Origin of the sequence: Planctomonas sp. JC2975, from assembly GCF_012985205.1 — a bacterium.
In the GTDB taxonomy this organism is placed as follows: Bacteria; Actinomycetota; Actinomycetes; order Actinomycetales; family Microbacteriaceae; genus Humibacter.
Genome location: NZ_JABEKS010000001.1, coordinates 482,875 through 507,211 on the forward strand (window position 1 = coordinate 482,875; position 24,337 = coordinate 507,211).

19 protein-coding genes, 1 tRNA gene and 1 other RNA gene are annotated in these 24,337 nt (G+C 67.5%); 12 read left to right on the forward strand and 9 right to left on the reverse strand.

The window, feature by feature from the left end:
* Window positions 1–19: 19 nt before the first annotated feature.
* A complete protein-coding gene (locus HII28_RS02305; protein WP_170023942.1) occupies window positions 20–2,992 on the reverse strand; it encodes a bifunctional [glutamine synthetase] adenylyltransferase/[glutamine synthetase]-adenylyl-L-tyrosine phosphorylase in 2,973 nt (990 codons plus the stop codon).
* Between the two features lie 29 nt (window positions 2,993–3,021).
* Window positions 3,022–4,359, reverse strand: a complete 1,338-nt coding sequence (gene glnA, locus HII28_RS02310) for a type I glutamate--ammonia ligase (RefSeq protein WP_170023943.1) — start codon at window positions 4,357–4,359, stop codon at window positions 3,022–3,024.
* 109 nt (window positions 4,360–4,468) lie between these two features.
* Between glnA and panB the strand changes: the two genes are divergently transcribed.
* Entirely contained in the window at window positions 4,469–5,338 is an 870-nt protein-coding gene (gene panB / locus HII28_RS02315) for a 3-methyl-2-oxobutanoate hydroxymethyltransferase (RefSeq protein WP_170023944.1), read from the forward strand.
* 54 nt (window positions 5,339–5,392) lie between these two features.
* Here panB and HII28_RS02320 read toward each other — a convergent pair whose 3' ends face one another.
* The gene (locus tag HII28_RS02320; protein ID WP_170023945.1) at window positions 5,393–5,581 is read right to left on the reverse strand and encodes an SPOR domain-containing protein; all 189 of its coding nucleotides are present in this window, start codon (window positions 5,579–5,581) and stop codon (window positions 5,393–5,395) included.
* Window positions 5,582–5,593: 12 nt separating this feature from the next.
* Here HII28_RS02320 and map point away from each other — a divergent pair, with 12 nt between their 5' ends.
* Together map and ppgK are read left to right on the forward strand one after the other, a co-directional pair.
* Entirely contained in the window at window positions 5,594–6,460 is an 867-nt protein-coding gene (gene map / locus HII28_RS02325) for a type I methionyl aminopeptidase (RefSeq protein WP_170023946.1), read from the forward strand.
* An 83-nt stretch (window positions 6,461–6,543) separates the two neighbouring features.
* Entirely contained in the window at window positions 6,544–7,314 is a 771-nt protein-coding gene (gene ppgK, locus HII28_RS02330) for a polyphosphate--glucose phosphotransferase (protein WP_170023947.1), read from the forward strand.
* 30 nt (window positions 7,315–7,344) lie between these two features.
* Here ppgK and rnpB read toward each other — a convergent pair.
* The 4 genes from rnpB to HII28_RS02350 all read right to left on the reverse strand — a co-directional run bounded on the left by rnpB (window position 7,345) and on the right by HII28_RS02350 (window position 12,240).
* Window positions 7,345–7,732: RNase P RNA component class A (rnpB, locus tag HII28_RS02335), an RNA gene on the reverse strand.
* Between the two features lie 45 nt (window positions 7,733–7,777).
* Entirely contained in the window at window positions 7,778–8,506 is a 729-nt protein-coding gene (locus tag HII28_RS02340) for a C4-type zinc ribbon domain-containing protein (protein ID WP_170023948.1), read from the reverse strand.
* Between the two features lie 76 nt (window positions 8,507–8,582).
* A complete protein-coding gene (locus tag HII28_RS02345) occupies window positions 8,583–9,398 on the reverse strand; it encodes a Nif3-like dinuclear metal center hexameric protein (RefSeq protein ID WP_170023949.1) in 816 nt (271 codons plus the stop codon).
* 52 nt (window positions 9,399–9,450) lie between these two features.
* Window positions 9,451–12,240: a cytosine permease gene (locus HII28_RS02350; protein ID WP_170023950.1), complete on the reverse strand. Its 2,790-nt coding sequence runs from the start codon at window positions 12,238–12,240 to the stop codon at window positions 9,451–9,453.
* Window positions 12,241–12,351: 111 nt separating this feature from the next.
* Between HII28_RS02350 and HII28_RS02355 the strand changes: the two genes are divergently transcribed.
* From HII28_RS02355 to HII28_RS20595, 3 genes are all read left to right on the forward strand, one after another.
* Window positions 12,352–13,161, forward strand: a complete 810-nt coding sequence (locus HII28_RS02355; protein ID WP_170023951.1) for a thymidylate synthase — start codon at window positions 12,352–12,354, stop codon at window positions 13,159–13,161.
* Window positions 13,158–13,649, forward strand: coding sequence for a dihydrofolate reductase (locus HII28_RS02360; RefSeq protein ID WP_170023952.1), 492 nt, complete (start codon window positions 13,158–13,160; stop codon window positions 13,647–13,649). The genes HII28_RS02355 and HII28_RS02360 overlap by 4 nt, the downstream gene beginning before the upstream one ends.
* Window positions 13,650–14,109: 460 nt before the next feature.
* Complete coding sequence (locus HII28_RS20595; protein ID WP_170023953.1) at window positions 14,110–15,465, forward strand: M23 family metallopeptidase; 1,356 nt, start codon at window positions 14,110–14,112, stop codon at window positions 15,463–15,465.
* Between the two features lie 96 nt (window positions 15,466–15,561).
* On the opposite strand, the gene HII28_RS02370 is transcribed toward HII28_RS20595, so the two are convergent.
* Together HII28_RS02370 and HII28_RS02375 are read right to left on the reverse strand one after the other, a co-directional pair.
* Window positions 15,562–15,637 (reverse strand) — tRNA-Val (locus HII28_RS02370).
* A gap of 55 nt (window positions 15,638–15,692) precedes the next feature.
* Window positions 15,693–16,160, reverse strand: a complete 468-nt coding sequence (locus HII28_RS02375) for a peroxiredoxin (protein ID WP_346769148.1) — start codon at window positions 16,158–16,160, stop codon at window positions 15,693–15,695.
* 376 nt (window positions 16,161–16,536) lie between these two features.
* Here HII28_RS02375 and aceE point away from each other — a divergent pair, with 376 nt between their 5' ends.
* From aceE to HII28_RS02405, 6 genes are all read left to right on the forward strand, one after another.
* Window positions 16,537–19,263: a pyruvate dehydrogenase (acetyl-transferring), homodimeric type gene (gene aceE, locus HII28_RS02380; protein WP_170023955.1), complete on the forward strand. Its 2,727-nt coding sequence runs from the start codon at window positions 16,537–16,539 to the stop codon at window positions 19,261–19,263.
* 11 nt (window positions 19,264–19,274) lie between these two features.
* Entirely contained in the window at window positions 19,275–20,477 is a 1,203-nt protein-coding gene (locus tag HII28_RS02385; RefSeq protein WP_346769149.1) for a helix-turn-helix domain-containing protein, read from the forward strand.
* Between the two features lie 133 nt (window positions 20,478–20,610).
* Window positions 20,611–21,540, forward strand: a complete 930-nt coding sequence (locus HII28_RS02390) for an ACP S-malonyltransferase (protein WP_170023956.1) — start codon at window positions 20,611–20,613, stop codon at window positions 21,538–21,540.
* Window positions 21,541–21,542: 2 nt separating this feature from the next.
* Window positions 21,543–22,547, forward strand: a complete 1,005-nt coding sequence (locus HII28_RS02395; protein ID WP_170023957.1) for a beta-ketoacyl-ACP synthase III — start codon at window positions 21,543–21,545, stop codon at window positions 22,545–22,547.
* Window positions 22,548–22,689: 142 nt separating this feature from the next.
* Window positions 22,690–22,938: an acyl carrier protein gene (locus HII28_RS02400; RefSeq protein ID WP_170023958.1), complete on the forward strand. Its 249-nt coding sequence runs from the start codon at window positions 22,690–22,692 to the stop codon at window positions 22,936–22,938.
* A 90-nt stretch (window positions 22,939–23,028) separates the two neighbouring features.
* Window positions 23,029–24,270 carry a beta-ketoacyl-[acyl-carrier-protein] synthase family protein gene (locus tag HII28_RS02405; RefSeq protein ID WP_170023959.1) on the forward strand — a complete coding sequence of 414 codons (1,242 nt, stop codon included), beginning with the start codon at window positions 23,029–23,031 and terminating at the stop codon, window positions 24,268–24,270.
* Window positions 24,271–24,337 lie beyond the last annotated feature (67 nt).

Below are 24,337 nucleotides of genomic sequence, written 5' to 3' on the forward strand. Positions count from 1 at the left end.
GTTCCACGCACGCGCAGAGTCAGGAATCGTAGAAGTTGCGCTCGAACACCGCGCGTGACCGCCGTGTCACAGCGAGATACTCCTCCTCGAGCTGTGTCGCCGATCCGCGCGGATAGCCGAGCAGACGCGCCACGCCCTCCAGAGCGCGGCGCTCGGTGGGCAGCAGATCCGAGGTCTTGTCCGTCCAGAGCGTGACGGCACTGCGCGCACGGGATGCGAGGATCCATGCCTCGCGCAGGCGCGCGGCATCAGTCGCGTCGAGCAGCTCGAGCTCCACGCAGGCCGTGAGCGCGTCGAGTGTGGAGGTCGTGCGGAGCGACGGCGAGGAGGCCGCATGGCGCAACTGCTGCAGCTGGACGAGCCATTCGACATCGCTGAGCGATCCGCGGCCGAGCTTGAGGTGCCGGGCCGGATCCGCGCCCTGCGGCAGCCGCTCGTTCTCCACCCTGGCCTTGATGCGCTTGACCTCGCGCACGTCGCGATCCGAGATCGAAGTCGGATATCGCACGGAATCGGCGAGCTTGGTGAAATCGGCCAGCAGCCCTTCGTCCCCCGCGAAGCCACGCGCTCGCAACAGTGCCTGGGCTTCCCAGGTGAGCGACCAGCGCTCGTAGTACGCGCGGTAGGAGTCCAACGACCGGGCCGGTGTGCCGTTCTTGCCCTCTGGGCGCAGGTCCATGTCGAGCTCCAAGGGCAACCGTGCGTCTTCGGTCAGCCGCTTCAGCTCGGAGACGATGCTCAACGCAGCGCTGTGTGCGACGCCGTTGTCGACGCCCTCGCCGGGACGGAACACGTAGATCACGTCGGCGTCGGATCCGAAGCCGAGCTCCCGTCCGCCGAATCGACCCATCGCGATGACCGCGAACTCGAAGTCGGTGGTCTGGCGCTGCCTGACGGCCGCCAGGATACCCGTGATCGTCAGTTCCGTGACATCCGTGAGACCGCGGGCGAGGTCTTCGACGCTTCCGATGCCCAGGATGCCCGCGAACGCCAGCCGCAGCACCTCGCGACGTCGCACGGCGCGGATGGCGCGCGCCGCGGCGTCCGGCTTCTCGTGGCGTTCGAGGATGGCAGCCACCTCATCGTCGAGGGACGCGCGCGTGCGCGCATGCAGGTCGGCGTCGTCGTCCAGCCAGGCAACGCTCTCCGGGATCAGGCCGAGCAACTCGCCGGCGAATCGGGATCCGGAGAGCACCCTGGTGAGACGCTCGGCGGCGCCCGACGAGTCGCGCAGCATCCGCAGGAACCAGTGCGTGCTCCCCAGGTCCTCGCTCAACCGCCGGAACGTGAGCAGGCCGTAGTCGGGATCCACGCCATCCGCGAACCACTGCAGCATGACCGGCAGAAGGGTTCGCTGGATGGCGGCTCGCCGTGAGACGCCCGCGGTCAACGCCGCGATGTGCACCAGCGCACCGTGCGGGTCGACGAATCCGATCGCTGCGAGGCGCGCCTCCGCCTGCTCCCCCGTCAGAGCACTCTCGTCGCCGGGGAGTGCCGCGACCGCGGCCAGCAGCGGACGATAGAAGAGGCGTTCGTGGAGTCCGCGGACACGACGCTTGACGCCGTTCCACAGCTCCGTCAGCTCGGCAGCGTTCGATGCGATGCCCGTCGCGCGTGCCAGCGTGCGAAGACGGTGCTCGTCGCGGGGCATGAGGTGCGTGCGACGCAATTCCGACAGCTGGATGCGGTGCTCGATGAGCCGCAGCACACGGTAATCGCGGGCGAACTCGGCGGACTCGGACCGTCCGATGTACCCGCCGGCCGCCAATGCCTCGAGGGCGGGCAGCGTTCCTGCAACACGCACCGCGTCATCCGTGTGACCGTGCACGAGCTGCAGCAGCTGAACGGTGAATTCGATGTCGCGCAGCCCGCCCGGACCCAGCTTCACCTGGCGGTCGACCTCGTCGGCCGGGATGTTGTCGGTCACGCGCTTGCGCATGCGCTGGACCGACTCCACGAAGTTCTCACGTGCGGCGCTCGCCCACACGAGCGGACCGATCGCCTCCGCATACCGCGCACCGAGGCCCGGATCCCCGGCGATCGGGCGCGCCTTGAGGAGGGCCTGGAACTCCCAGCCCTGCGCCCAGCGGTCGTAGTAGGCCATGTGGGACTCGAGAGTGCGCACGAGTGCGCCGTCCTTGCCCTCGGGCCGCAGGTTCGCGTCGACTTCCCAGAGCGGCGGTTCCACGGCGAAGGAATCGATCCCGCGCATCGTCAACGACGCCAGTCGCGTGCCGATGTCGACGGCTCTGGCCGAGGAGACTGCCGCCGACTCGTCGCCTTCGACCACGTAGATGACGTCGACGTCGCTGAGGTAGTTGAGCTCCTCTGCGCCGGTCTTGCCCATGCCGATGATCGAGAGCCGGGTCGCCGCGACTTGCCCAGCGGGGAATCGACCAGGTCCGGATCCGGACGCCATGGCGCGCGCAACTGCGAGTGACGCGTCCAGCGCGGCTCCCGCAAGGGCGGCGAGGGTACGTGCCACGGCATCGAGGCCGCCGACAGGATCCCGCTGCTGCAGGTCGAAGGCGGCGATTTCCGTCAGCCGCGTGCGGTATCGGGCCCTCAGTGCCGTCCACGCCGTCTCATCCTCAGCGGATGCCACGCCGTCGGCAGCTCCGACCGCATCCAGCAGGTCGGCGCGCAGCTCGGCCTCGGACGGCAGGGCGTGCACTGGGTCGTCGAACACGCGCAGCGCGGCTGGAACGCGAACAACGAACTCCGCCAGGCCGCTGGATGCTCCCAGCACGAGGAGGAGGCGCTGCAGCGCATCGGAATCGGCCAGCGTCGCTGCGGATGCGGCAGGATGTCGCTGCAGAAGGGTCAGCAGCCGTGCGAGAGCGGCGTCCGGATCCGCGACACGCGCCACCAGGGCTATGAACTCCTCGGGCGCCGGTCCGCCGAGTCCGGCGAGCTCATCGAGCTGCGTGCGGGCATTCGACAATCCGACGAAGCCCGCTCGCGCCAGCGCGGTCAGCGTGATCGGCGTCACGCGCGAGACCCCTCCCGCCGACGCACCGCTCAGAGGATCTCGAGGTTCGTGCGCAGCTCGTACGGCGTCACCTGGGCGCGGTACTCGCGGAACTCGCGCTGCTTGTTGGCGAGCACGTAGTTGAAGACCTGCTCCCCCAGCGTCTCGGCGACGAGCTCGGACTCCTCCATGCGCTGCACGGCCTGCTCGAGACTGGCGGGCAGCGGGTTGAATCCGAGCGCACGACGCTCTGCGTCGCTCAGAGCCCAGACATCGTCTTCCGCCTCGGCCGGAAGTTCGTACTCCTCCTCGACGCCCTTGAGACCGGCGGCCAGCAAGAGCGAATAGGCGAGGTAGGGGTTCGCAGCCGAATCGATCCCGCGGTACTCGATGCGCGCGCTCTGGCCCTTGCTGGGCTTGTAGAGCGGCACTCTGACAAGCGCGGACCGGTTGTTGTGGCCCCAGCACACGTAGCTCGGCGCCTCGTCACCGCCCCAGAGTCGCTTGTAGGAGTTGACGAACTGGTTCGTCACGGCGGTGATCTCCGGCGCGTGGTGCAGCAGCCCGGCGATGAACTGGCGAGCTACCTTCGACAGCTGGTACTGCGCACCCGCCTCGAAGAACGCGTTCGTGTCGCCCTCGAAGAGCGAAAGATGCGTGTGCATTCCGCTTCCCGGGTGTCCCGTGAGCGGCTTGGGCATGAACGTCGCGTAGACGCCCTGCTCGATCGCCACCTCCTTGATCACCGTGCGGAAGGTCATGATGTTGTCCGCCGTGGTCAAGGCATCCGCGTAACGCAGGTCGATCTCGTTCTGGCCCGGCCCCGCCTCGTGGTGGCTGAACTCCACCGAGATGCCGAGGTCCTCGAGCATCCGCACCGACCGGCGACGGAAGTCATGCGCCGTGCCGCCCGGCACGTTGTCGAAGTATCCGGCTGAGTCGACCGGCGTCGGGCCGTTCTCGCCGAACTGCGACGACTTGAGCAGATAGAACTCGATCTCCGGATGCGTGTAGAACGTGAATCCGCGATCCGCCGCCTTTTCGAGGGTGCGCTTGAGCACGTTGCGAGGATCCGCGACGGCAGGTTCGCCGTCCGGTGTCGTGATGTCGCAGAACATGCGGGCGGTCGGGTCGATCTCGCCGCGCCACGGCAGGATCTGGAACGTCGTGGGATCCGGGTGCGCAAGCAGATCGGACTCGAACGTGCGCGTGAGGCCTTCGATCGCTGACCCGTCAAAGCCGAGGCCCTCGGCGAAGGCGCCCTCGACCTCGGCAGGGGCGAGCGCCACCGACTTGAGGGTGCCGACGACGTCCGTGAACCACAGGCGCACGAACTTGACGCCGCGTTCCTCGATGGTGCGGAGCACGAAGTCACGCTGCTTGTCCATCTGATCCCTTTCCTCGTTGTCTAAGGCTAGTGGGTAGGGTGCCGGCGCCGGCGCGTGATCGGGGCCCGCGAGATCCGTTGCCTGCCGCGCCGTCGATAGACTGACCGGCATGGCTGATGAGGCGAGCACATCGACGTCCGCGACGGCCGAGGAACGGCCCTATGGAGGCACCTCGGAAGGCCCCAAGCGCGTGAGGACGAGGCACTTCCAGAACGCGAAGGCCAGCGGCATCAAGATCACCGGGTTGACCAGCTACGACATGTTGAGCGCCCGCATCTTCGATGAGGCCGGTATCGACTTCCTGCTCGTGGGCGATTCGGCCGGGAACAACGTTTTCGGATACGACACCACTCTTCCGGTGCGCGTCGACGACCTGATTCCACTGACCAGGGCCGTCGCCAACGCCGTGTCGCGTGCCTTCGTCGTTGCTGACATGCCGTTCGGCTCCTATGAGACCGACGTGCAGGACGCGCTGCACACCGCGGTGCGCTTCATGAAGGAGACGGGCGCCCACGCCGTGAAGCTCGAGGGCGGCAAGCGGAGCGCCAAGCAGATCCGGCGCATCGTCGATGCCGGCATCCCTGTCATGGCGCACATCGGCTACACGCCTCAGAGCGAGCATCAGCTCGGCGGTCACATCATCCAGGGTCGCGGGGACAGCGGCATCGAGTCGCTGCTCGCCGACGCTCACGCAGTCGAGGATGCCGGCGCGTTCGCCGTCGTGCTCGAGATGGTCCCAGCGGATGCCGCAGCTCAGGTCACGAAGGAGCTCACGATCCCCACGATCGGCGTCGGTGCAGGCCCGAACGTCGACGGGCAACTCCTCGTCTGGACGGACTGGGCCGGATTCACCACCGGACGAGTCCCGCGATTCGTCCGCCAGTACGCCGACCTCCAGGGTGTGCTCGCCGACGCGGCCCGTCGCTACAAGGACGACGTCGAACACGGCGAGTATCCGGGGCCGGAGCACAGCTACTGAGCTGCAAAGACGGCGCACCCGCTACAGGAACCGGCGTTCCGCGGCCCCTCGGGCTCAGCTGTCTTCTTCGGCCCAGCGCGCGCTGTTCTCGCGCAGCGTCTCGAGCGCGTTCTCGGCCTCGGCATGGGTGTCGAACGGGCCGACCCGATTGGGAGCAGGCGACTTGAAGCCCTGCTCAACGGCACCGGTCTTGATGTTGTACCAGTACTTCTTCTCGATGTCTTGGTCGAACCCGTCCACCATAAGCTTGATTCTATGCCCAAGGACTCCGCCGGCCACTTGATCCCCGGCCGCATCTCGCCTCGTCGCCCCGTACCCGATTCCATTCCCCGACCGGAATACGTCGGCAAGCCGGGTCCGGCTCGCGACGACCGGGGCGATGTCTACACGCCGGAGGAGGTCGAGCTCATCCGCGTCTCAGGACGCATCGCGGCACAGGCCATCGCACTCGTCGGCGAGAACGCGGTTCCCGGGGTGACCACGGAGCATCTGGATGCCCTCGCCCACCAATTCCTCATCGACAACGGCGCGTATCCGTCGACGCTGGGATATCGCGGCTATCCGAAGTCGATCTGCACGTCCGTCAACGAGGTGATCTGCCACGGCATCCCCGATGACACGGTGCTCGAGGACGGCGACATCGTGAACGTGGACATCACGGCGTTCAAGAACGGCGTGCACGGCGACAGCAACCAGACCTTCATCGTCGGCCAGGCGTCCGAGGACGTCGCCCAGCTCGTCGAGCGGACCCGCGAGGCGCTGAACCGCGGCATCAAGGCCGTCGCGCCAGGTCGCCAGGTCAATGTCATCGGCCGCGCGATCGAGTCGTACGCCAAGCGGTTCGGCTATGGCGTGGTGCGCGACTTCACGGGGCACGGCGTCGGCCGGTCCTTCCACTCCGGCCTGATCATCCCGCACTACGACTCCGCGCCGAACTACGACACCGAGATGGTGCCGGGCATGGTCTTCACCATCGAGCCCATGCTCACGCTCGGCGGATACGACTGGGACATGTGGTCGGACGACTGGACCGTCACCACGAAGGACAAGTCCATCACCGCGCAGTTCGAGCACACGTTGGTCGTCACCGAGCGCGGCGCGGAGATCCTCACCCTCCCCTGAGCACACGCAATCCGCGCCGCCGACACCAGCCGCGGGGCGGGGCGAGCGTCATGCTTGATCCGCGCGCCGGGTAGATTCTCCTCATGACCTCCACGACGGCAATCGGCATCGACATCGGCGGCACGGGGATCAAGGGTGGTGTCGTCGATCTCGAGACCGGAGAGCTCGTCAGCGATCGGGTCAAGCTCCCCACTCCGAAGGGCGGTGAGCCCGACGAGGTGGTCGAGGTCACCCGAGAGGTGCTCGATCAGCTCACCGGCGGCAACCCCGCCGATCCGGTCGGCGTGTGCTTCCCCGCGATCATCAAGGGCGGCCGCACGATGTCGGCGGCGAACGTCTCGAAGAATTGGATTGGGCTCGAGGCGGAACAGAAGTTCGAGAAGGCGCTCGGGCGCGACATCCACTTCGTCAACGATGCGGATGCCGCAGGATACGCGGAGACCACCTTCGGCGCAGCGAAGGGCGTCGGCGGTCTCGTGATCCTCACGACCCTCGGGACGGGGATCGGCAGCGCGCTCATCTACAACGGCGTCCTCGTGCCCAACGCGGAACTCGGACACCTCGAGATCGACGGCCACGACGCGGAGTCCAGGGCGGCCTACTCCGCGAAAGAGCGCGAAGACCTCGACTGGAAGCACTGGACCAAGCGGCTCAACAAGTACTACGGATGGCTCGAGTTCCTGTTCTCGCCCGACCTGTTCGTGATCGGCGGCGGTGTCTCGAAGAACTGGGACGAATTCGCCCCGATGCTGGAGCTGAACACCAAGGCCGTGCCTGCGACGTACCGAAACAACGCCGGGATCCTGGGCGCTGCGGCGCTGGCTTCGAACGACCCCCGGGCCGACAGGGGCTGACATCCGCCGCTCGCACTCCGTGCTGAGGTGGGAACGGGCCGGCTGATACGCCGGGTTCTGTTGGAATGTGCTGTGCTTGCGGCACGGCACATCCTGGACGGCCATCTATCTCGGAGCCGCGTTGCCGCGGCCCTCTAGCGGTCTACCCGGGAACGAGGCGAGCAGCCTCATGGTCCCCTGTCTGACCTTGCTCCGGACGAGGTTTACCGAGCCGGCCGGGTCGCCCCGGTCGCTGGTGGTCTCTTACACCACCGTTTCACCCTTACTCACGCGAACGCGAGCGGTCTGTTTTCTGTGGCACTGTCTCGCGGGTTGCCCCGGGTGGGTGTTACCCACCGTCCTGCTCTGTGGAGCCCGGACGTTCCTCGGCGGCCTCCGATACGAGAGCGGATGCCGACGCGACCGTCTTGCCGGCCCGTTCGCCCTCCAGCGTAGCCGAGCCGTGCTGGGCGTCTTGCCCCGGTCAGGAGTTCTCGTCGCGGATCAGGATGGCCCCGCTGTCGGGGCAGAGCACCACCTCGTCCGGCGCCGCTGCGCGTACGACAGCGAGATCCGACGGAGACAGCTTCATGTTGGAGCCGAGCGAGACGCCGCCGACGAGGCGGGCGGCGCCGACACCGTAGCGTCCACGCTGCTTCTCGTACAAAGCGACGAGATCGACGGGAAGTGCCGAGGCGATCGTGGTGCGGTCGGTCGTGGCATCCGCTCGCTTGCGCTCCCAGTCGGTGACCTCGACCGCGCGCTCGGCCTCGAGCCGCGCCACCTCGCCCTCGGTCTCGGCGCCCTCGGCGTCGATCGTGGCCAGGCCGGCCTCGAGGGTCTCGATGCGCTCCATGATGTTCAGCTCGATGTCCTCGAGGTCGCCGCGTCGCTTGCGCAGCGCTTGCAGCTCTGCTTCGAGGGCCGCGACGTCTTTCACGGATGCGGTGTGCTGCATCCGGTCGGAATCCCGCTCCATGCGCGCCTCGACGACCGCGACATCCGATTCCATGCGGGTGAGCTCGGCTTTGGCGTCGTCGAGCTCACCGGAGACCGCCAGACGTCTGCTGCGGATATCGGCCGCCGTCGGCTCCAGTGTCGCCAGTGCCTTCGCCTGCGACGGATTCGCGATCGCCCTCGTCGCCTGGACGATGGCGTTGTCCAATTCCTGTACTCGCAGGAGCTCTGACTGGTCGCGCGGGTCGGCTTTCACGGCACTCTTCTCCGACCGGGTCAGCCCTCGGTCTCTTCGATCTGAACTACGTTATTGCACCGACCCGCTGCCCGGATCACTGCACGACGGCGAAGTCCCACGGATCGGTGCGCAGCTCGCTCACCTCGACCGCCACGCCCGGCAGCGCGTCGCGCAGTTGCCGTGCCGCGGTCTCGAGCCACAACCATTCCGCGGCCCAGTGCGAGACGTCGATCAGCGCCGGTCCGCCGGTCAGTCTGCTCTGCTCGACGAACTCCGACGCCGGATGATGGCGGAGGTCGGATGTGATGTAGACGTCTGCTGAGCGCACGCCCGGCTCCGCGAGGAACGCGTCACCCGCGCCGCCGCACAGAGCCACGGTCGAGATCGGGCGTGCATAGTCACCTGCGACCCGGATGCCGGTGGCGGTCGGCGGCAGGAGGTCGGCGAGGGCTCGCGCGAGGTGCCCGAGCGTGGCGGGCTCCGGCATCCGTCCGACTCGGCCGAGGCCGGAGTCCTCCGTCGTTCCCGGCACCAGCGGTCGCACGTCCACGAGGCCGAGTCGGTGCGCGAAGACATCCGAGACGCCGTCGGGCACGACGTCGGCGTTCGTGTGGGCGGCGACCAACGAGCATCCTCCGCGGATGAGCTTGGCGATGAGCGCGCCCTTGTAGCGGTCCTCCGCCACGCTCGTCACGCCCCGCAGGAGAAGCGGATGGTGCACGGCGAGCACGTCGAATCCACCGTCGACCGCTTCGTCGACCGTTTCCGACACCGCGTCGACAGCGAGCAGAACACGGGTGACGGAGCCTTGCGGATCGCCGGTGACGGGCCCAGGCGCATCCCATGCCTCGGCTCCCGCAACGGGCCAGAGCCGTTCGACCACGGAGAGGAATTCGGCGAGAGTCGGCATTCTTCGAGCCTACCGGCGCCCGCGGCGCGCGCACCGTGACGACTGTCGCGGCTCAGCGACTGGCGGCCTCCTGCGCCGGCACGGCTCGTCGACCGGTCAGCAGGCCCAGCCCGAGGCCGAGCACGAGAGCGAACAGGACCCCGAGATCGGAACTCGCGAGCGTGCCGTGCGGGTCGACACCGAGCCCCCGATAGATGAACCCCTCCCACTGCAACCAGGTTGCGTCGGCACGCATCAGACCCAAGCCGATCACACTGATCATGGCGAGCCCGCCGACGTTCCACCACCGCCAGTCCGGATACACGCCGCCGCGGTGCAGCAGCGAGTCGGTGGCGAGCCGACGTCGGCGCAGCAGGAAGTCGCCCAAGAAGATGCCTGTCCACGCCGCGATCGGCACGGCGAGAGTCGTCGGGTATCCGAGCACGAGCGATCGCACGTCGGGCACCGCGGCGACCAGTCCCCCGCCGACCAGCGCGACCAGCACCCCGAGCATGACAACGGATGTCCATCGCGGCAGATGGACCCCGACGGCCTGCACCGCGAATCCGCCCGAATACAGACTCACGACCAGTGCCGACAGCAGGCCGATGGCGATCGCCGCCACGACGGGGACGGCGAACCAGCTCGGAGTGCCTGCCACGAGCATCCGCACCGGATCCGCGGTCAACCCGCCCTGCTGCGCCGGCACCGCGAGCGCCACGATCGCACCGAACAGCACGAGCGCGAGCATCGGCAGAGCGGCGCCCAGACCGGTCAAGAGCGCCGTCGCGGTGCCGGCCGACCCCGGCCGCTGGTACCGCGCGAGATCGCCGCCTGCGCTCGCCCAGGCGAGTCCGAGGATGCTGAACACGAGGACTGCGCCCTCGACGACGACGATCCACTCTCCATATGGCGCGGCAACGACTCGATCCCACCCAGCCCGAGGCCACGCCACGAAGATGATGGCAAGGGCGAGGATGGATGACGCGACGGCCGCGACCGCCTGGACGGCTGCGACAAGCGCGTAGCCGAACACGGCGACCACCACGCAGACCACGATGCCGACGGCGAAGACTGTCCAGAGCACCAACGGCCGGCTGCTGGTCCAGCCGGATGCGACGGCGGCGTCCGCGATCGTCACGGACAGCAACCACAGCAGAGCGGCGCTCCAGAAGAGTCTGACCAGCAGGATCAGCGCCGCGGGCACGATGTTGCCGACCACGCCGAAGGTCGCACGTGAGACGACAACGGTGGGCTGGCCGCTCCAGACCCCGGTCAGCGAGCTGAGTCCCAACGGGATGAAGGACAGCGCGATACCGAGCACCGCGGCGACGAGAACCTGCACCAGATTGAGGCCGGCGGCGACCAGGAGGGCGCCCAAGCCGATGATGACGACGGATGCTCCCGTCGCGAACCACAGCCAGAACAGACGGCTGGCGCGTCCGACCCGGTACTCCAGCGGCGTGGGCTCGACGCCGGTCTGCTCGATCGAGAACACCGGCATCGCCTTCGGCGTGCCCACCGTGAGCACGTCTTCACCCGCACGCACGCGAGGCGTTGCGATCGGCACAAGACCGTAATCGCCGGATGCCACGTCATCGACGTCGTCCGGCACGTCGACATCGAGTTCGTCCTCCGCGATGACCGGCACCTCTGCGGTGACAGGGCGACGGTGATCCACCAGGATGCCCGCACCGGCAGCCCCGGACACGTTGCCGTCGTCGGTTCCGGGCGTGCGCAGATCCGTTGAGGCGGTGGCTGATGTGTCGGTCACTGCGCCGTCTGTCGGGGTCGCCTCGGCAGCAGCGGCAGCCGCCACCATTGCCGCCACCTCAACCGGATGCCTTCGTGCGGTGCTCGGGAGGGTGTCGTCCATGTCCGGAGCATCGGAGGGAAGACCTCGCGGGATCGTGTCGTCGGCGGGAATCTCTTCCGGGAGGTCGAGTTCCGCCGATGGTGCGGCCTCAGCGCCTGCCACCCCGGTCGTCGTGACGGAAGACTCGGGCGCCGCTCGTTCGCCGTCCGAGGGTTCGGATGCCGTCTCGTCGACTGTCGGCGAGGCATTCAGGTCCCCCGAGAACGGAGCATCAGCCTCGTCGATCTCGGCGTCGTCCGGGGCGCGGACTTCGGACGCCGTTGCGCTGACCTCATCGGGCTGCGGCAGGGCCGTGCGTTCGCCTTCAGGCTCTGTCGCGGCTGCCCGCTCGCGCTCCGCGCCCTGTTCGGCCTCGACGCCTGCCTGCTCGTCCGATCTCTTCTCATCCGAGGTCGCCTCAGGTCCGCGCCTCGCGGCGATCAGGGCCTCCAGACGCTCGATGGCGGCAAGGGTGTCGCCCTGATCCGCCTGCGCTGCGATCTCACGTTCGACGGGCGTCTTCGGCTCGTATGGAGGCTCGGGCGGCTGGACCGGTGTGAAGAGCGACTCGGGGCGGATGATCGGCAGCGACGCCGTGAGCAGCGACACCTCGTGCTCGAGGGCGTTCGCGATCTCGTCATCGTCGTGCGTGTCATCGCCGGCCTCCTGCTCCGCGTCCGCTCCGCGCCGAGCAGAGGTGGTCGACGCGGCAGTTCCTGGCGTGACAGCTGGAGGCCGCAGCAGCGGCGCATCATTCGAGGGCGCGTCGGCGAGCCCTGGCTCTTCCCTTCCAGAGTCCGAGTTGCGATCGCCCTCTGGCTGGGCCGCCGCGGAACTCTCGCCGTCAGTTCCGCCCGCGGCCTCGTCCTCGTCGGCTGCCTCGCGACCGCGTTCTGCGGGTGCATTGGGCTGCGCCGCGGGCGCACCTTTCGGCGGCACGAAGCTCGTGCGCCGCCGTGGCGGCTCGGGCACCGCGCCGTCGTCCGGCTCCCCCAAGTCGGTCCCCATAGCGTGAGCCTATCGACGGATACCCGCACCGTCGGCGCTCCACACGCAAGTCACCGATCCCGGCGGCGAGGTGCCCTCGGCTTGCGTGCACGCAACGTACCATCGGGAGTCATGGACTCGGCGATCCCCACCCCGTACGAAGATCTCCTCCGCGACGTGCTCGAGCACGGATCCCCGAAGTCCGATCGGACCGGCACGGGCACGCTCAGCGTCTTCGGCCGTCAGCTCCGCTTCGACCTCGCCGAAGGTTTCCCGCTCATCACCACCAAACGCGTGCACTTCCGCTCCGTCGCGTACGAGCTGCTCTGGTTCCTTCGAGGTGATTCGAACGTCCGCTGGCTTCAGGAGCACGGCGTGACGATCTGGGACGAATGGGCAGACGCGAACGGGGACCTCGGGCCGGTGTACGGAGTTCAGTGGCGATCGTGGCCGACCCCGGATGGCGGACACCTCGACCAGATCTCAGCAGTGCTCGACACCCTGCGCAGCGACCCGGACTCTCGTCGGATGATCGTGTCGGCGTGGAACGTCGCGGAAATCCCGCAGATGGCGCTCGCGCCGTGCCATGCGTTGTTCCAGTTCTACGTCGCGGATGGCAAGCTGTCGTGCCAGCTCTACCAGCGCAGCGCCGACCTCTTTCTCGGCGTCCCGTTCAACATCGCCAGCTACGCGCTTCTCACCCAGTTGGTCGCCGACCAGGTAGGTCTGGAGCCGGGCGAGTTCGTCTGGACCGGCGGCGACTGCCACATCTACGACAACCACCTCGATCAGGTGCGCGAGCAGCTGTCCAGGGCTCCGTTCCCGGCGCCGCGGCTGGCCATCACCGGGCATCCGGAGAGCATCTTCGACTACGAGTTCGAGGACTTCGAGGTGGTCGGCTATCAGCATCACCCGGCGATCCGCGCTGCGGTAGCCGTATGACCATCGGGCTGATCTGGGCGCAGGCGAACGGCGGGATCATCGGCGCGGATGGTGCGATTCCGTGGCACGTGTCGGAGGACAGCAGGCACTTCCGCGCCGTGACGACGGGTGGGGATGTCGTGATGGGACGCAAGACGTGGGATTCGCTGCCGCCGCGCTTCCGTCCGCTCCCCGGGCGACGCAACATCGTCGTGTCTCGCGACCTCGACTGGCGTGCGGACAGTGCGGAACGCGTTGGTTCCGTCGCGGATGCCATCGCACTGGCCGAGGCTGACGTGTGGATCATCGGTGGCGGACAGATCTACGCGGAAGCCATCGACCTCGCCGACCTGCTGGAGGTGACCGAGATCGACCTCGACGTCGACGGAGACACCGTCGCTCCCGCGATCGGTGACAGCTGGCGCCTCTCGTCCGTCGAACCCAGTACCGGATGGGCGACGTCGGATGCGGGCGTGCGCTACCGATTCCTGAGCTACGTACGACGCTGAAGCTCTGCGGATCCAGATGCCCTGCGGATCCGGCGGGACTCCCTAGGTCGTCCGAGCCGAATGCCCCTGAGCCGGAGTTCGTGCCGGGTGCGACTCAGCGCGAGCGGTAAGGGGTGTGGCCCATCTGAATGGCGGCACCGATCCCGAGAATCGCTCCGACGATGCCGATGACGCCGATGATTCCCCAGAGGATCGCTTCAACCATGGTGTCCATTATTCCATCGTCAGAAGTCGCCCGTGCGCAGTGCACCGACCGGCTGCCGGCGGCATCGTCGAACGCGGTCCGACCGAACCCGGGAATCCTCCCAGCGCACGTTGTCCGCCCCGGCGCCCGGTGCCAGACTCGTAGGCGAGCAGGTATTCGGCTGGACCAGTGGGTACGGGGTATTTCGGGGTTATGACAGGGCAGTCGCGGGCCGGCGCATCGTGGAGACGCGGTGCAGGATTCCGACGCACGGCGGTGCTCTGCACGATTCTGCTGACGGCGACCTTCGGCGGAATCGGCGCTGCGCGGGCGGACGACCCCGCAACCCCTGCACCGACGACAACGCCGGCCGACACGTCCACGCCGACACCCGATCCGTCGACGACTCCCACCCCGGATCCCACGGACACGCCCACCCCGGATCCCACGGGAACACCGACACCCACACCGACGGGCACGCCGGATCCCACGGGAACACCGACACCCACGCCGACGGACACCTCGACTCCGACGGACGGCGACACCGGAGATCCTTCGAACCTGCCATCCCCCGAGTCGACAGGGGACGGCGACACCGCGGCGCTCACGGACGGCGGCGGACTCAGCGACAGCGCCATGCAGGCCCTCCAAGATGCGATCGACAAGGCGCAGAGTTCGCTGGACAGTGCGCAGTCCGTGCTCGATTCCGCGACGACGGACTATGACGCGGCCAAGGCGGCGTACGCGAACGCCAAAACCCTCGCGACGGCCGCGGACCGGATAGCAGACAACGCCGACACCGCGGCGAAGGCGGCCGCCGCGAAGCTCATGGTGGCGCTCAACCAGTCCCACTCCGACTCCGCAACGACGACACTCGGCGCTGTGCTGGGCAACCCCGGAGCTTCATCAAGCAGCGAGAACCTCCTGCAACGGCTCACCGCCGCGAACCAGCTGGGCAACATGCACGGCCCGCTTGACGAGCTCACCGCACGGGCCATTTCCACCGCCAAGCACGCGAACGCGCTGAAGGACGCGGCGCAGAAGGCGGATGCCACGGTCGCTTCCGTTCCGCTCGCCCAGAAGAAGACTGCTAAGAAGGCTGCCCAAACGGCGGTGGACGCCGCGCAGGCATCCCTCGACGCGGCGATCAATGCGATGGTCCAGGCGTCCAGCGGTACTGCCGACGACAGCTTCTCAGACGACTTCCGGCTGTCGTCCGGAAGCTGGGTCGATCCGGTGAAGGGGCCCATCACCGACGTGTTCGGCCCGCGTCCGTCGCAGCCGGCCGGATCGCCCGTCTTCCATCCCGGTGTCGACATCGGTGCGGCGTGCATGACCGTCATCGTCGCTGCCGCGGACGGCACCGTCAGCTTCGCGGGACCGTACAGCGGCTACGGGAACTTCATCCTGATCGATCACGGCGACGGCGTGCAGACCGCATACGGTCATATCTCCGACGGCACGATCATGGTCACGCCCGGACAACAGGTGACCGCTGGCCAGCCGATCGCGCGCGTGGGAAGCACCGGCGAGTCGACCGGGTGCCACCTGCACATCGAAGTCCGGATCGACGGCACGGCGATCGATCCGATGCCGTTCTTCGCCGACCGGGGTGTGACCCTCGGCCAGTGACGGATGACGCACCGCACCTGCACGGTCTGCGTGGTGCGACTTCGTTCGGCGATCGGAAAACTCTGGGGACCGTCTTCGGCGTGATCGACGACCTATTGGTGGGCCCTGCCGGGATCGAACCGACGACATCCACGGTGTAAACGTGGCGCTCTACCGACTGAGCTAAAGGCCCGCGCGTGCAGTCTATCGGCCGGATCGCGTGCGTCCGGCAGGCGACATCCGTTCGCTCAGGCCGCCTTGAGCTCCTCCAGCGCGATGCGGTACGCCTCGAGGGTTCGCGCCTCGCCCGGCGCCGTGATGAAGCTCTCGCGGATGATTCCGCTCGAGTCGATGAGGAAGGTGGCGCGGTTCGCGAAGCCTTTGTCCTCCAAGAACACGCCGTACTGCTTTGCGGTGTCGCCGTGCGGCCAGAAGTCACTCAGCAGCGTGAAGTCGTACGACTCCTGCCCCGCCCAGGCGCGCAGCGCGAACTTCGAGTCGACCGAGATGCCGATCAGTTCGACGCCGTCCGCCCGGAAGATCTCGAGGTTGTCGCGCAGCTCGCACAGCTCGCCGGTGCAGGTGCCGGAGAAGGCGAGGGGGAAGAAGACCAGCGCCACAGCGCTCTTTCCGCGGTAGTCACTGAGCCGGATGTGCTCGCCGAACTGGTTCGGCAGCTCGAAATCAGGTGCCTGAGTGTCGTTCTCGAGGGCCACCGTCGCTCCTTTCGGGTGATGAACACCACACGAATCGCTGGATGCACCGCCTGCCGGCGCGCACGGTACGAAAGCATAGACCGCGGGTCGCGGGCCGGATCGGCGTGCGCGCCGAACGATCAGGATCGTGATCATCGCGGCTCGCGCCGCTCAGCGACTCGATGGGGTCCGTTACCGATGCCGGCGAGAATACCGAATCCTCAATCGTGGCTATCGTGGCTCACGCCACTCATCGACTCAATCGGGTCGGTTCCGGCGCGAGCGCCGGAACCGCTCCCCCCAATCGTCGATAGGCTGGCCTACGGCGTGCCGCCTGTCGTAACCCGACAGAGCCGAGCGCCGCCCACGATCGATCCACACAAAGAAAGAGGTCGCGGTGTCTGTCAACGACCAGGACCCGTATTCGGTGAACTACATCGACTCGGACCCTGAGGAGACTGCCGAGTGGCAGGAATCCCTCGAATCGCTCGTAGCCACCGAGGGCCACCAGCGGGCGCGGGAGATCATTCTCAGCCTGTTGAAGAGGTCGAAGGAACTCCACCTCGGCGTGCCCATGGTCCCCACCACGGACTACATCAACACCATCGCCCCGGAGAACGAGCCGGACTTCCCCGGTGACGAGGAGATCGAGCGTCGATACAGGGCGTGGATCCGCTGGAACGCCGCGATCCTCGTGCACCGTGCGCAGCGTCCCGGCATCGCGGTCGGCGGCCATATCTCCACCTACGCGTCGAGCGCCGCCCTCTACGAGGTCGGCTTCAACCACTTCTTCCGCGGCCAGGACCACCAGGGCGGCGGCGACCAGATCTTCATCCAGGGGCACGCCTCCCCCGGCCCCTATGCACGCGCCTTCCTCGAGGGACGCCTGTCGGCGGATCAGCTGGACGGGTTCCGTCAGGAGAAGTCGCACGCCCCGAACGGTCTCTCGTCTTACCCGCACCCGCGGCTCATGCCGGAGTTCTGGCAGTTCCCGACGGTGTCCATGGGCCTCGGACCGATCAACGCGATCTACCAGGCGCAGCTCAACAAGTACCTCACCAACCGCGGCATCAAGGACACGTCCGACCAGCATGTCTGGGCGTTCCTCGGTGACGGGGAGATGGACGAGGTCGAAAGCCGCGGCCAGCTCCAGGTCGCTGCGAACGAGGGCCTGGACAACCTCACCTTCGTGATCAACGCGAACCTGCAGCGCCTCGACGGACCGGTGCGGGGCAACGGCAAGATCATCCAGGAGCTCGAGAGCTTCTTCCGTGGCGCCGGCTGGAACGTCATCAAGGTCGTCTGGGGTCGTGAATGGGACGACCTGCTCGCCAAGGACACCGACGGCGCTCTGCTCAACATCATGAACACGACGCCCGACGGCGACTACCAGACGTACAAGGCCGAGAGCGGCTCGTACGTGCGCGAGCACTTCTTCGGGAAGGATCCGCGCGCACTGGAGCTCGTGAAGGACTACTCCGACGAGCAGATCTGGAACCTCAAGCGCGGTGGCCACGACTACCGCAAGGTGTACGCGGCGTTCAAGGCGGCACTCGAGCACAAGGGCCAGCCGACAGTCATCATCGCCAAGACCATCAAGGGCTACGGTCTCGGTCCGCACTTCGAGGGCCGTAACGCGACCCACCAGATGAAGAAGATGACGCTGGACAACCTCAAGACGTTCCGCGACTCGATGCACATCCCGATCACGGATGAGCAGCTCGCCGAGAACCCGTACCTCCCGCCGTACTACCACCCGGGCGAGAACGACGAGGCCATCCAGTACATGCTGGAGCGTCGCCGCGCACTCGGCGGATTCCTGCCGGAGCGCCGCTCCAAGTACACGCAGATCCCTCTGCCCGACGACAGCGCCTACGCCGTCTCGCGTCGTGGATCGGGTACGCAGGAGATCGCCACCACGATGGCGTTCGTGCGTCTGCTGAAAGACCTGCTGCGCGTCAAGGGCTTCGGCCACCGCATCGTGCCGATCATCCCCGACGAGGCCCGCACGTTCGGCATCGACGCGTTCTTCCCGAACGCGAAGATCTACAACCCGAACGGTCAGCACTACACGTCGGTCGACCGCGAGCTGCTGCTCTCCTACAAGGAGAGCCCGCAGGGTCAGATGATCCACGTCGGCATCAACGAGGCGGGCGCCATGGCCGCCTTCACCAACGTCGGAACGTCGTACGCGACGCACGGTGAGCCGCTCATCCCCGTCTACGTCTTCTACTCGATGTTCGGGTTCCAGCGCACCGGCGACGCGATGTGGGCGGCCGGCGACCAGATGGCGCGCGGGTTCATCATGGGAGCCACGGCCGGACGCACCACGCTCACAGGCGAGGGCCTGCAGCATGCGGACGGTCACTCCCCCATGCTCGCAGCGACCAACCCCGCCGTGGTGACCTACGACCCGGCATACGCGTACGAGATCGGGCACATCGTGAACGCCGGTCTGGAGCGGATGTACGGCGGCAATCATCCTGATCCGAACGTCATGTACTACCTCACCGTGTACAACGAGCCGATGGTCCAGCCCGCCGAACCGGAGGGCCTCGACGTGGACGGCGTCGTGCGGGGCATCTACAAGCTGCGCGCCGCCGAGGGCGACGGACCTAGGGCGCAGCTCCTCGGATCCGGTGTCTCGGTGCCGTGGGCTCTCGAGGCGCAGGAACTGCTGGCGAACGACTGGGGCGTGCGCGCCGATGTCTGGAGCGTCACCAGCTGGAACGAGCTCCGCCGGGACGGCCTGGCCGCCGACGAGCACAACTTCCTGCACCCGCAGGAGGAGAAGCGCGTTCCCTACGTGACCAGCAAGCTCGCCGGTGCGGAAGGCCCCTTCGTGGCCACGACGGACTACGCTCACGCGGTTCCCGACCAGATCCGCGCGTACGTTCCGGGCGAGTTCGCGACGCTCGGCGCCGACGACTTCGGGTTCTCGGACACCCGTGCCGCTGCACGCCGCTTCTTCAAGATCGACGGACCGTCGATGGTGGTGCGCACGCTCGAACTGCTCGCTGCACGCGGACAGGTCGACCCCTCGGCCCCCGCTCAGGCGATCGAGCGCTACCGGCTCTACGACGTCAATGCCGGCACCACGGGGGTCGCCGGCGGCGAGAGCTAGGCAGCGAGCACGTGGCGAAGCCGAAGACCAAGGACGAGACCCTCGCCTGGCTGCGGAAGATCTCGGGTGAGCTGGCGACAGCGACCCTGAAACGGCTCGAAGACACGCTTCCGTGGTACCGAGAGATGCCACCGGGCCGGCGCTCCGCCGTCGGCCTGGTGGCCCAGGCCGGCATCACCTCGTTCATCGCATGGTTCGATGATCCGCGTTCCACGCCGTGGATCGCGGCGGACGTGTTCGGTGCGGCCCCTCGCGAGCTTCTCCGATCGGTGTCGCTGCAACAGACGCTGCAGCTGATCCGCGTGACGGTCGAGGTGGTCGAGGACCGCGTGCGCAGCGGAGGCAACGAAGAGCTGCGCGAGGCCATCCTGCTGTACTCCCGTGAGATCGCCTTCGGGGCAGCGGATGTCTACGCACGCGCCGCTGAGGCACGCGGGCTCTGGGACGCGCGCCTGGAGGCGCTGGTCGTCGACTCGATCCTCACCGGCGAGTACGACGACGAGTTGCCGAGTCGGATCGCCGCCCTCGGCTGGCATGGTCACGGCGAGGTGAGCGTGCTCGTCGGCACCGCACCGACGCAGCTGGATGTCGACGCCCTGCGCCGGATCGCTCGGCACATGGCGGCCGATGTACTCATCGGAGTACAGGGATCGCGGCTGGTGCTGGTGATCGGACGAGCTCAACCGCGCTCCAGCGAATCCGACGAGGTCGGTCCGTCTAACTCGATCACGTTCATCGAGATTGCTCGACAGCTCGAGTCGGGCTTCGGACCCGGGCACCTGGTGCTCGGCCACGAGGTACCCGGCCTGGTCGACGCCTCGAAGAGTGCGCGTGCGGCCCTCGCCGGATTCGCCGTGGCGAAGGCGTGGCGGAACTGCCCGCGTCCGGTGCACGCTGACGATCTGCTGCCCGAGAGGGCGTTCGCAGGCGATCCGCTTGCCAGGAGCACGCTCGTCGGCCGCATCTACCGCCCGCTGCAGGCGCATTCGCCGGAGCTGCTGAACACGCTGTGGAGCTACCTCGACAACGGCCGCTCGCTCGAGGCGACGGCACGCGAGCTCTTCGTGCATCCGAACACGGTGCGGTACAGGCTCAAGCGCGTGACGGATGTCATCGGCTGGGACGCCACGGGAGCGCGCGAGGCCCTCATTCTGCAGGCGGCCCTGATCGTCGGTTCCATCAACGAGCCGGACGCACCCGCCCGACGACGGTGATGTCGCCAAGGCCACCGCGACCGAGAATCCGAACAGGAGAGCGCACGACGATGTACGACACCGACAAACGATCCGCCGGTAGTTCATGGAACCCCGACACGGATGCGTTCGAAGCGATTGGCAGACTAGAACGGTGATCGTCGTCGCCTGCCCTGGACAGGGTTCGCAAACTCCTGGCTTCCTCGCGCCCTGGTTGGCCGACTCGGCTTCCCGCGCGCTCGTAGAGCGGTTCTCGGAAGTCACCGGCGTCGACCTGATCCGACACGGCACCGAGTCGGACGCGGAGACCATCCGCGACACGGCCATCGCCCAGCCGCTCATCGTCGCCGCCAGTCTTCTCGCGCTGCACGCGCTGCGTGCTGCGGCCCCGGATGCGGTGATCGGCGGCATCGCCGGCCACTCTGTCGGTGAGGCGGCTGCCGCCGCCGGTGCCGGCATCCTCTCCGAGGACGACGCGCTCCGCTTCGTGCGAGCGAGGGCCCTGCTGATGGCCGAGGCCGCCGCTGCGACGCCGACTGGCATGAGTGCCGTCCTCGGCGGCGACCAGGACGCGGTGATCGAGCACATCACAGAGTTCGGCCTGGAGCCGGCCAATTACAACGGCGGCGGTCAGATCGTGGTCGCCGGCGCCCTGGATGCGCTGGGCAGACTCGGCGAGGATCCGCTCCGCGGAACGCGCGTCGTTCCGCTCCAGGTGGCCGGTGCCTTCCACACGCACTACATGCAGCCAGCGAGGGACGGCCTGGAGAAGGTCGCAGCGGACTTCGCCGTGACGGATCCTGCGCTCACCATCTGGACCAACAGGGATGGATCGGTCGTGGACTCCGGATCGGAGTACCTCCGGCTGATTGTCGGTCAGGTGGCCTCACCCGTGCGCTGGGACCTGTGCATGGCTTCCTTCGAGTCGGCGGGGATCACCGGCCTGATCGAGCTGACCCCAGGCGGCGCCCTCACCGGCTTGGCGAAGCGCGGTCTGAAGGGCGTGCCGGCCGTCGCGATCAAGACGCCCGACGATCTCACCGCGGCAGTGGAACTGCTCGCCGCCGCAGGAAGCGAAGACTGAACATGAGCACACCCCGACTGAACCAGTCGACGGGACCGCAGTACACGCGGATCCTCTCGCTCGGAGCGGCACGCGGCAGCAACGCCGTGCCGAACGACGACCTCGTCGGACCGATTAACTCGTCGGACGAGTGGATCCGGCAGCGCACCGGCATCATCACCCGCGCCCGCGCCCCGCACGATGTGCTCGCGATGGATCTCGCGACGGATGCAGCCCGCGAGGCCGTCGAGAAATCCGGCATCGCGCCGTCCGACATCGACCTCGTGCTCATCGCCACGATCAGCAACGTTCGCCAGACGCCGTCGATGTCGGCCGTCGTCGCGGATCGGATCGGCGCCAACCCGGCTGCCGCGTATGACCTGAACGCGGCCTGCGCCGGATACGCATACGCGGTCGCCCAGGCCGACGCGCTCATCCGTGCCGGCGCCGCCCACTACGCGGTCGTCGTCGGCGCCGAGAAGCTGTCGGATGTCGTCGACCCTGCCGACCGCAGCATCTCCTTCCTCCTGGGCGACGGTGCCGGCGCAGCCGTCATCGGGCCGAGCGACGAGCCCGGCATCGCCCCCACGGTCTGGGGATCCGACGGATCCAAGGCCGACACGGTCGGCATGGATCACACCCTCGTCGAGTTCCGCGACGGCGAAGCCGGCTGGCCGACGCTGCGGCAGGACGGACCGTCCGTCTTCCGCTGGGCGGTCTGGGAGATGGTCAAGGTGGCGCGGCGCGCCATCGAAGCAGCCGGCATCGAGCCAGGCGACCTCTCCGCGTTCATCCCCCACCAGGCGAACATGCGCATCGTCGACGAGCTGGCGAAACAGCTCAAGCTTCCGGAGACGGTCGTGATCGCCCGCGATATCGAGACCACGGGAAACACGTCAGCGGCCTCGATACCGCTCGCCGCCCACCGACTGCTGTCGGAGCATCCGGAACTGAGCGGCACGCTCGCTCTGCAAATCGGCTTCGGTGCCGGCCTCGTGTTCGGGGCGCAGGTCGTCGTGCTGCCCTGAACGGCCCCTCGATCGCCTCTATCGTGGCTTCGCCCCTCAATAACTCAATCGGGTCGGCCGGACGAGCAAGCTCATCCGGCTCTCGCCTCAATCGCCTTTAGACTGTTCTGCTGTCACCTGACACCCAAGGAGAAACAAACCCATGGCACTTTCCCGCGAAGAAGTCCTCGCCGGCCTGGCCGAGCTGATCAACGACGAGACCGGCATCGCGACGGACACCGTCGAGTACGAGAAGTCCTTCACCGACGACCTCGACATCGACTCGATCTCGATGATGACGATCGTCGTCAACGCCGAGGACAAGTTCGACGTCAAGATCCCGGACGAAGAGGTCAAGAATCTCAAGACCGTCGGCGACGCCGTCGACTTCATCGTCAACGCTTCGGCGTGACCTGATCGGCGCGGCTCGCTGGCCGCGCCGATCCTCTCCTTCCTTCCACCCGCTTGCACAGGCGCTTCAGCGCGCCCGAGGTTCGGACACATGACACCCAAGAAGATCGTCGTCACCGGTATCGGAGCCAGTACGCCCATCGGCGGCACCGCAGTCGACAGCTGGAACGCTCTCCTGGCGGGCGAATCCGGAACGCGCACACTCACCCACGAATGGGTCGAGAAGTACGAACTCCCGATCCGGTTCGCGGCAGAGGCGAAGGTGCGCCCCGAGGAGGTCCTGGAGCGGCCCGTGGCCAAGCGTCTCGACCCGGTTGCCCAGTTCGCGCTCGTGTCCGCTCTGGAGGCATGGGCCGATGCCGGTGCCCCCGAGGTGGATCCCGATCGACTGGGCGTGGACTTCGCGACGGGCATCGGCGGCATGTGGACGCTTCTGGACGCTTGGGACACACTGCGTGAGCGCGGCCCGCGCCGCGTGATGCCGCTCACGGTCCCGATGCTGATGCCGAATGCGCCGGCGGCCGCGATCTCGATGCACTTCAACGCCAGGGCCTTCGCTCGAACCGTCGCATCGGCTTGCGCCTCGAGCACGGAATCCATTGCGAATGCTTACGAGCACTTGCAGGCGGGTCTGGCCGACGTGGTGATCGCCGGAGGATCCGAATCGGCCGTTCACCCCATCACGATGGCCGCGTTCGCGTCGGCGCAGGCGATGTCCAAGCGGAACGACGATCCCGAGCACGCGTCCCGTCCGTACAGCGTCGATCGCGACGGCTTCGTCATGGGCGAGGGCGCTGCGAGCCTCGTGCTCGAGACGGAGGAGCACGCGATCGCCCGCGGCGCCCACATCTACGCGGAGCTCGCGGGTGGTGGGGTGACCGCCGACGCGTACCACATCACAGCGAACGATCCTGAGGGCAAGGGCGCTCGCCGGGCGCTCATCCTGGCGCTCGAGCAAGCGGGAGCCTCACCCGACGAGGTGACGCACATCAACGCGCACGCCACCAGCACTCCGGTCGGCGACATCGCGGAGTACGTCGCACTGAAGTCGGTCTTCGGCGACCGCGTGAACTCGATTCCGACGTCTGCGACGAAGGCGTCGACTGGTCACTTGCTCGGTGGCACGGGCGCACTCGAGGCGATGTTCACCGTACTGGCGTTGCGCGACCGCATCGCTCCTCCGACGATCAACATCACCACTCAGGATCCGGAGATCCCGTTGTCGGTGTCCGGCGAATCGCAGAAGCTGCCGGATGGCCCGCAGCTCGCGGTTTCGAACTCCTTCGGATTCGGCGGCCACAACGCGGTCGTCGCATTCCGCAGCGTGGACTGATCAGGGGACGAGTTCCGATAGACCTGACGCCGGGAGGGTCCGATGGATCCCTCCCGGCGTCGTCGTC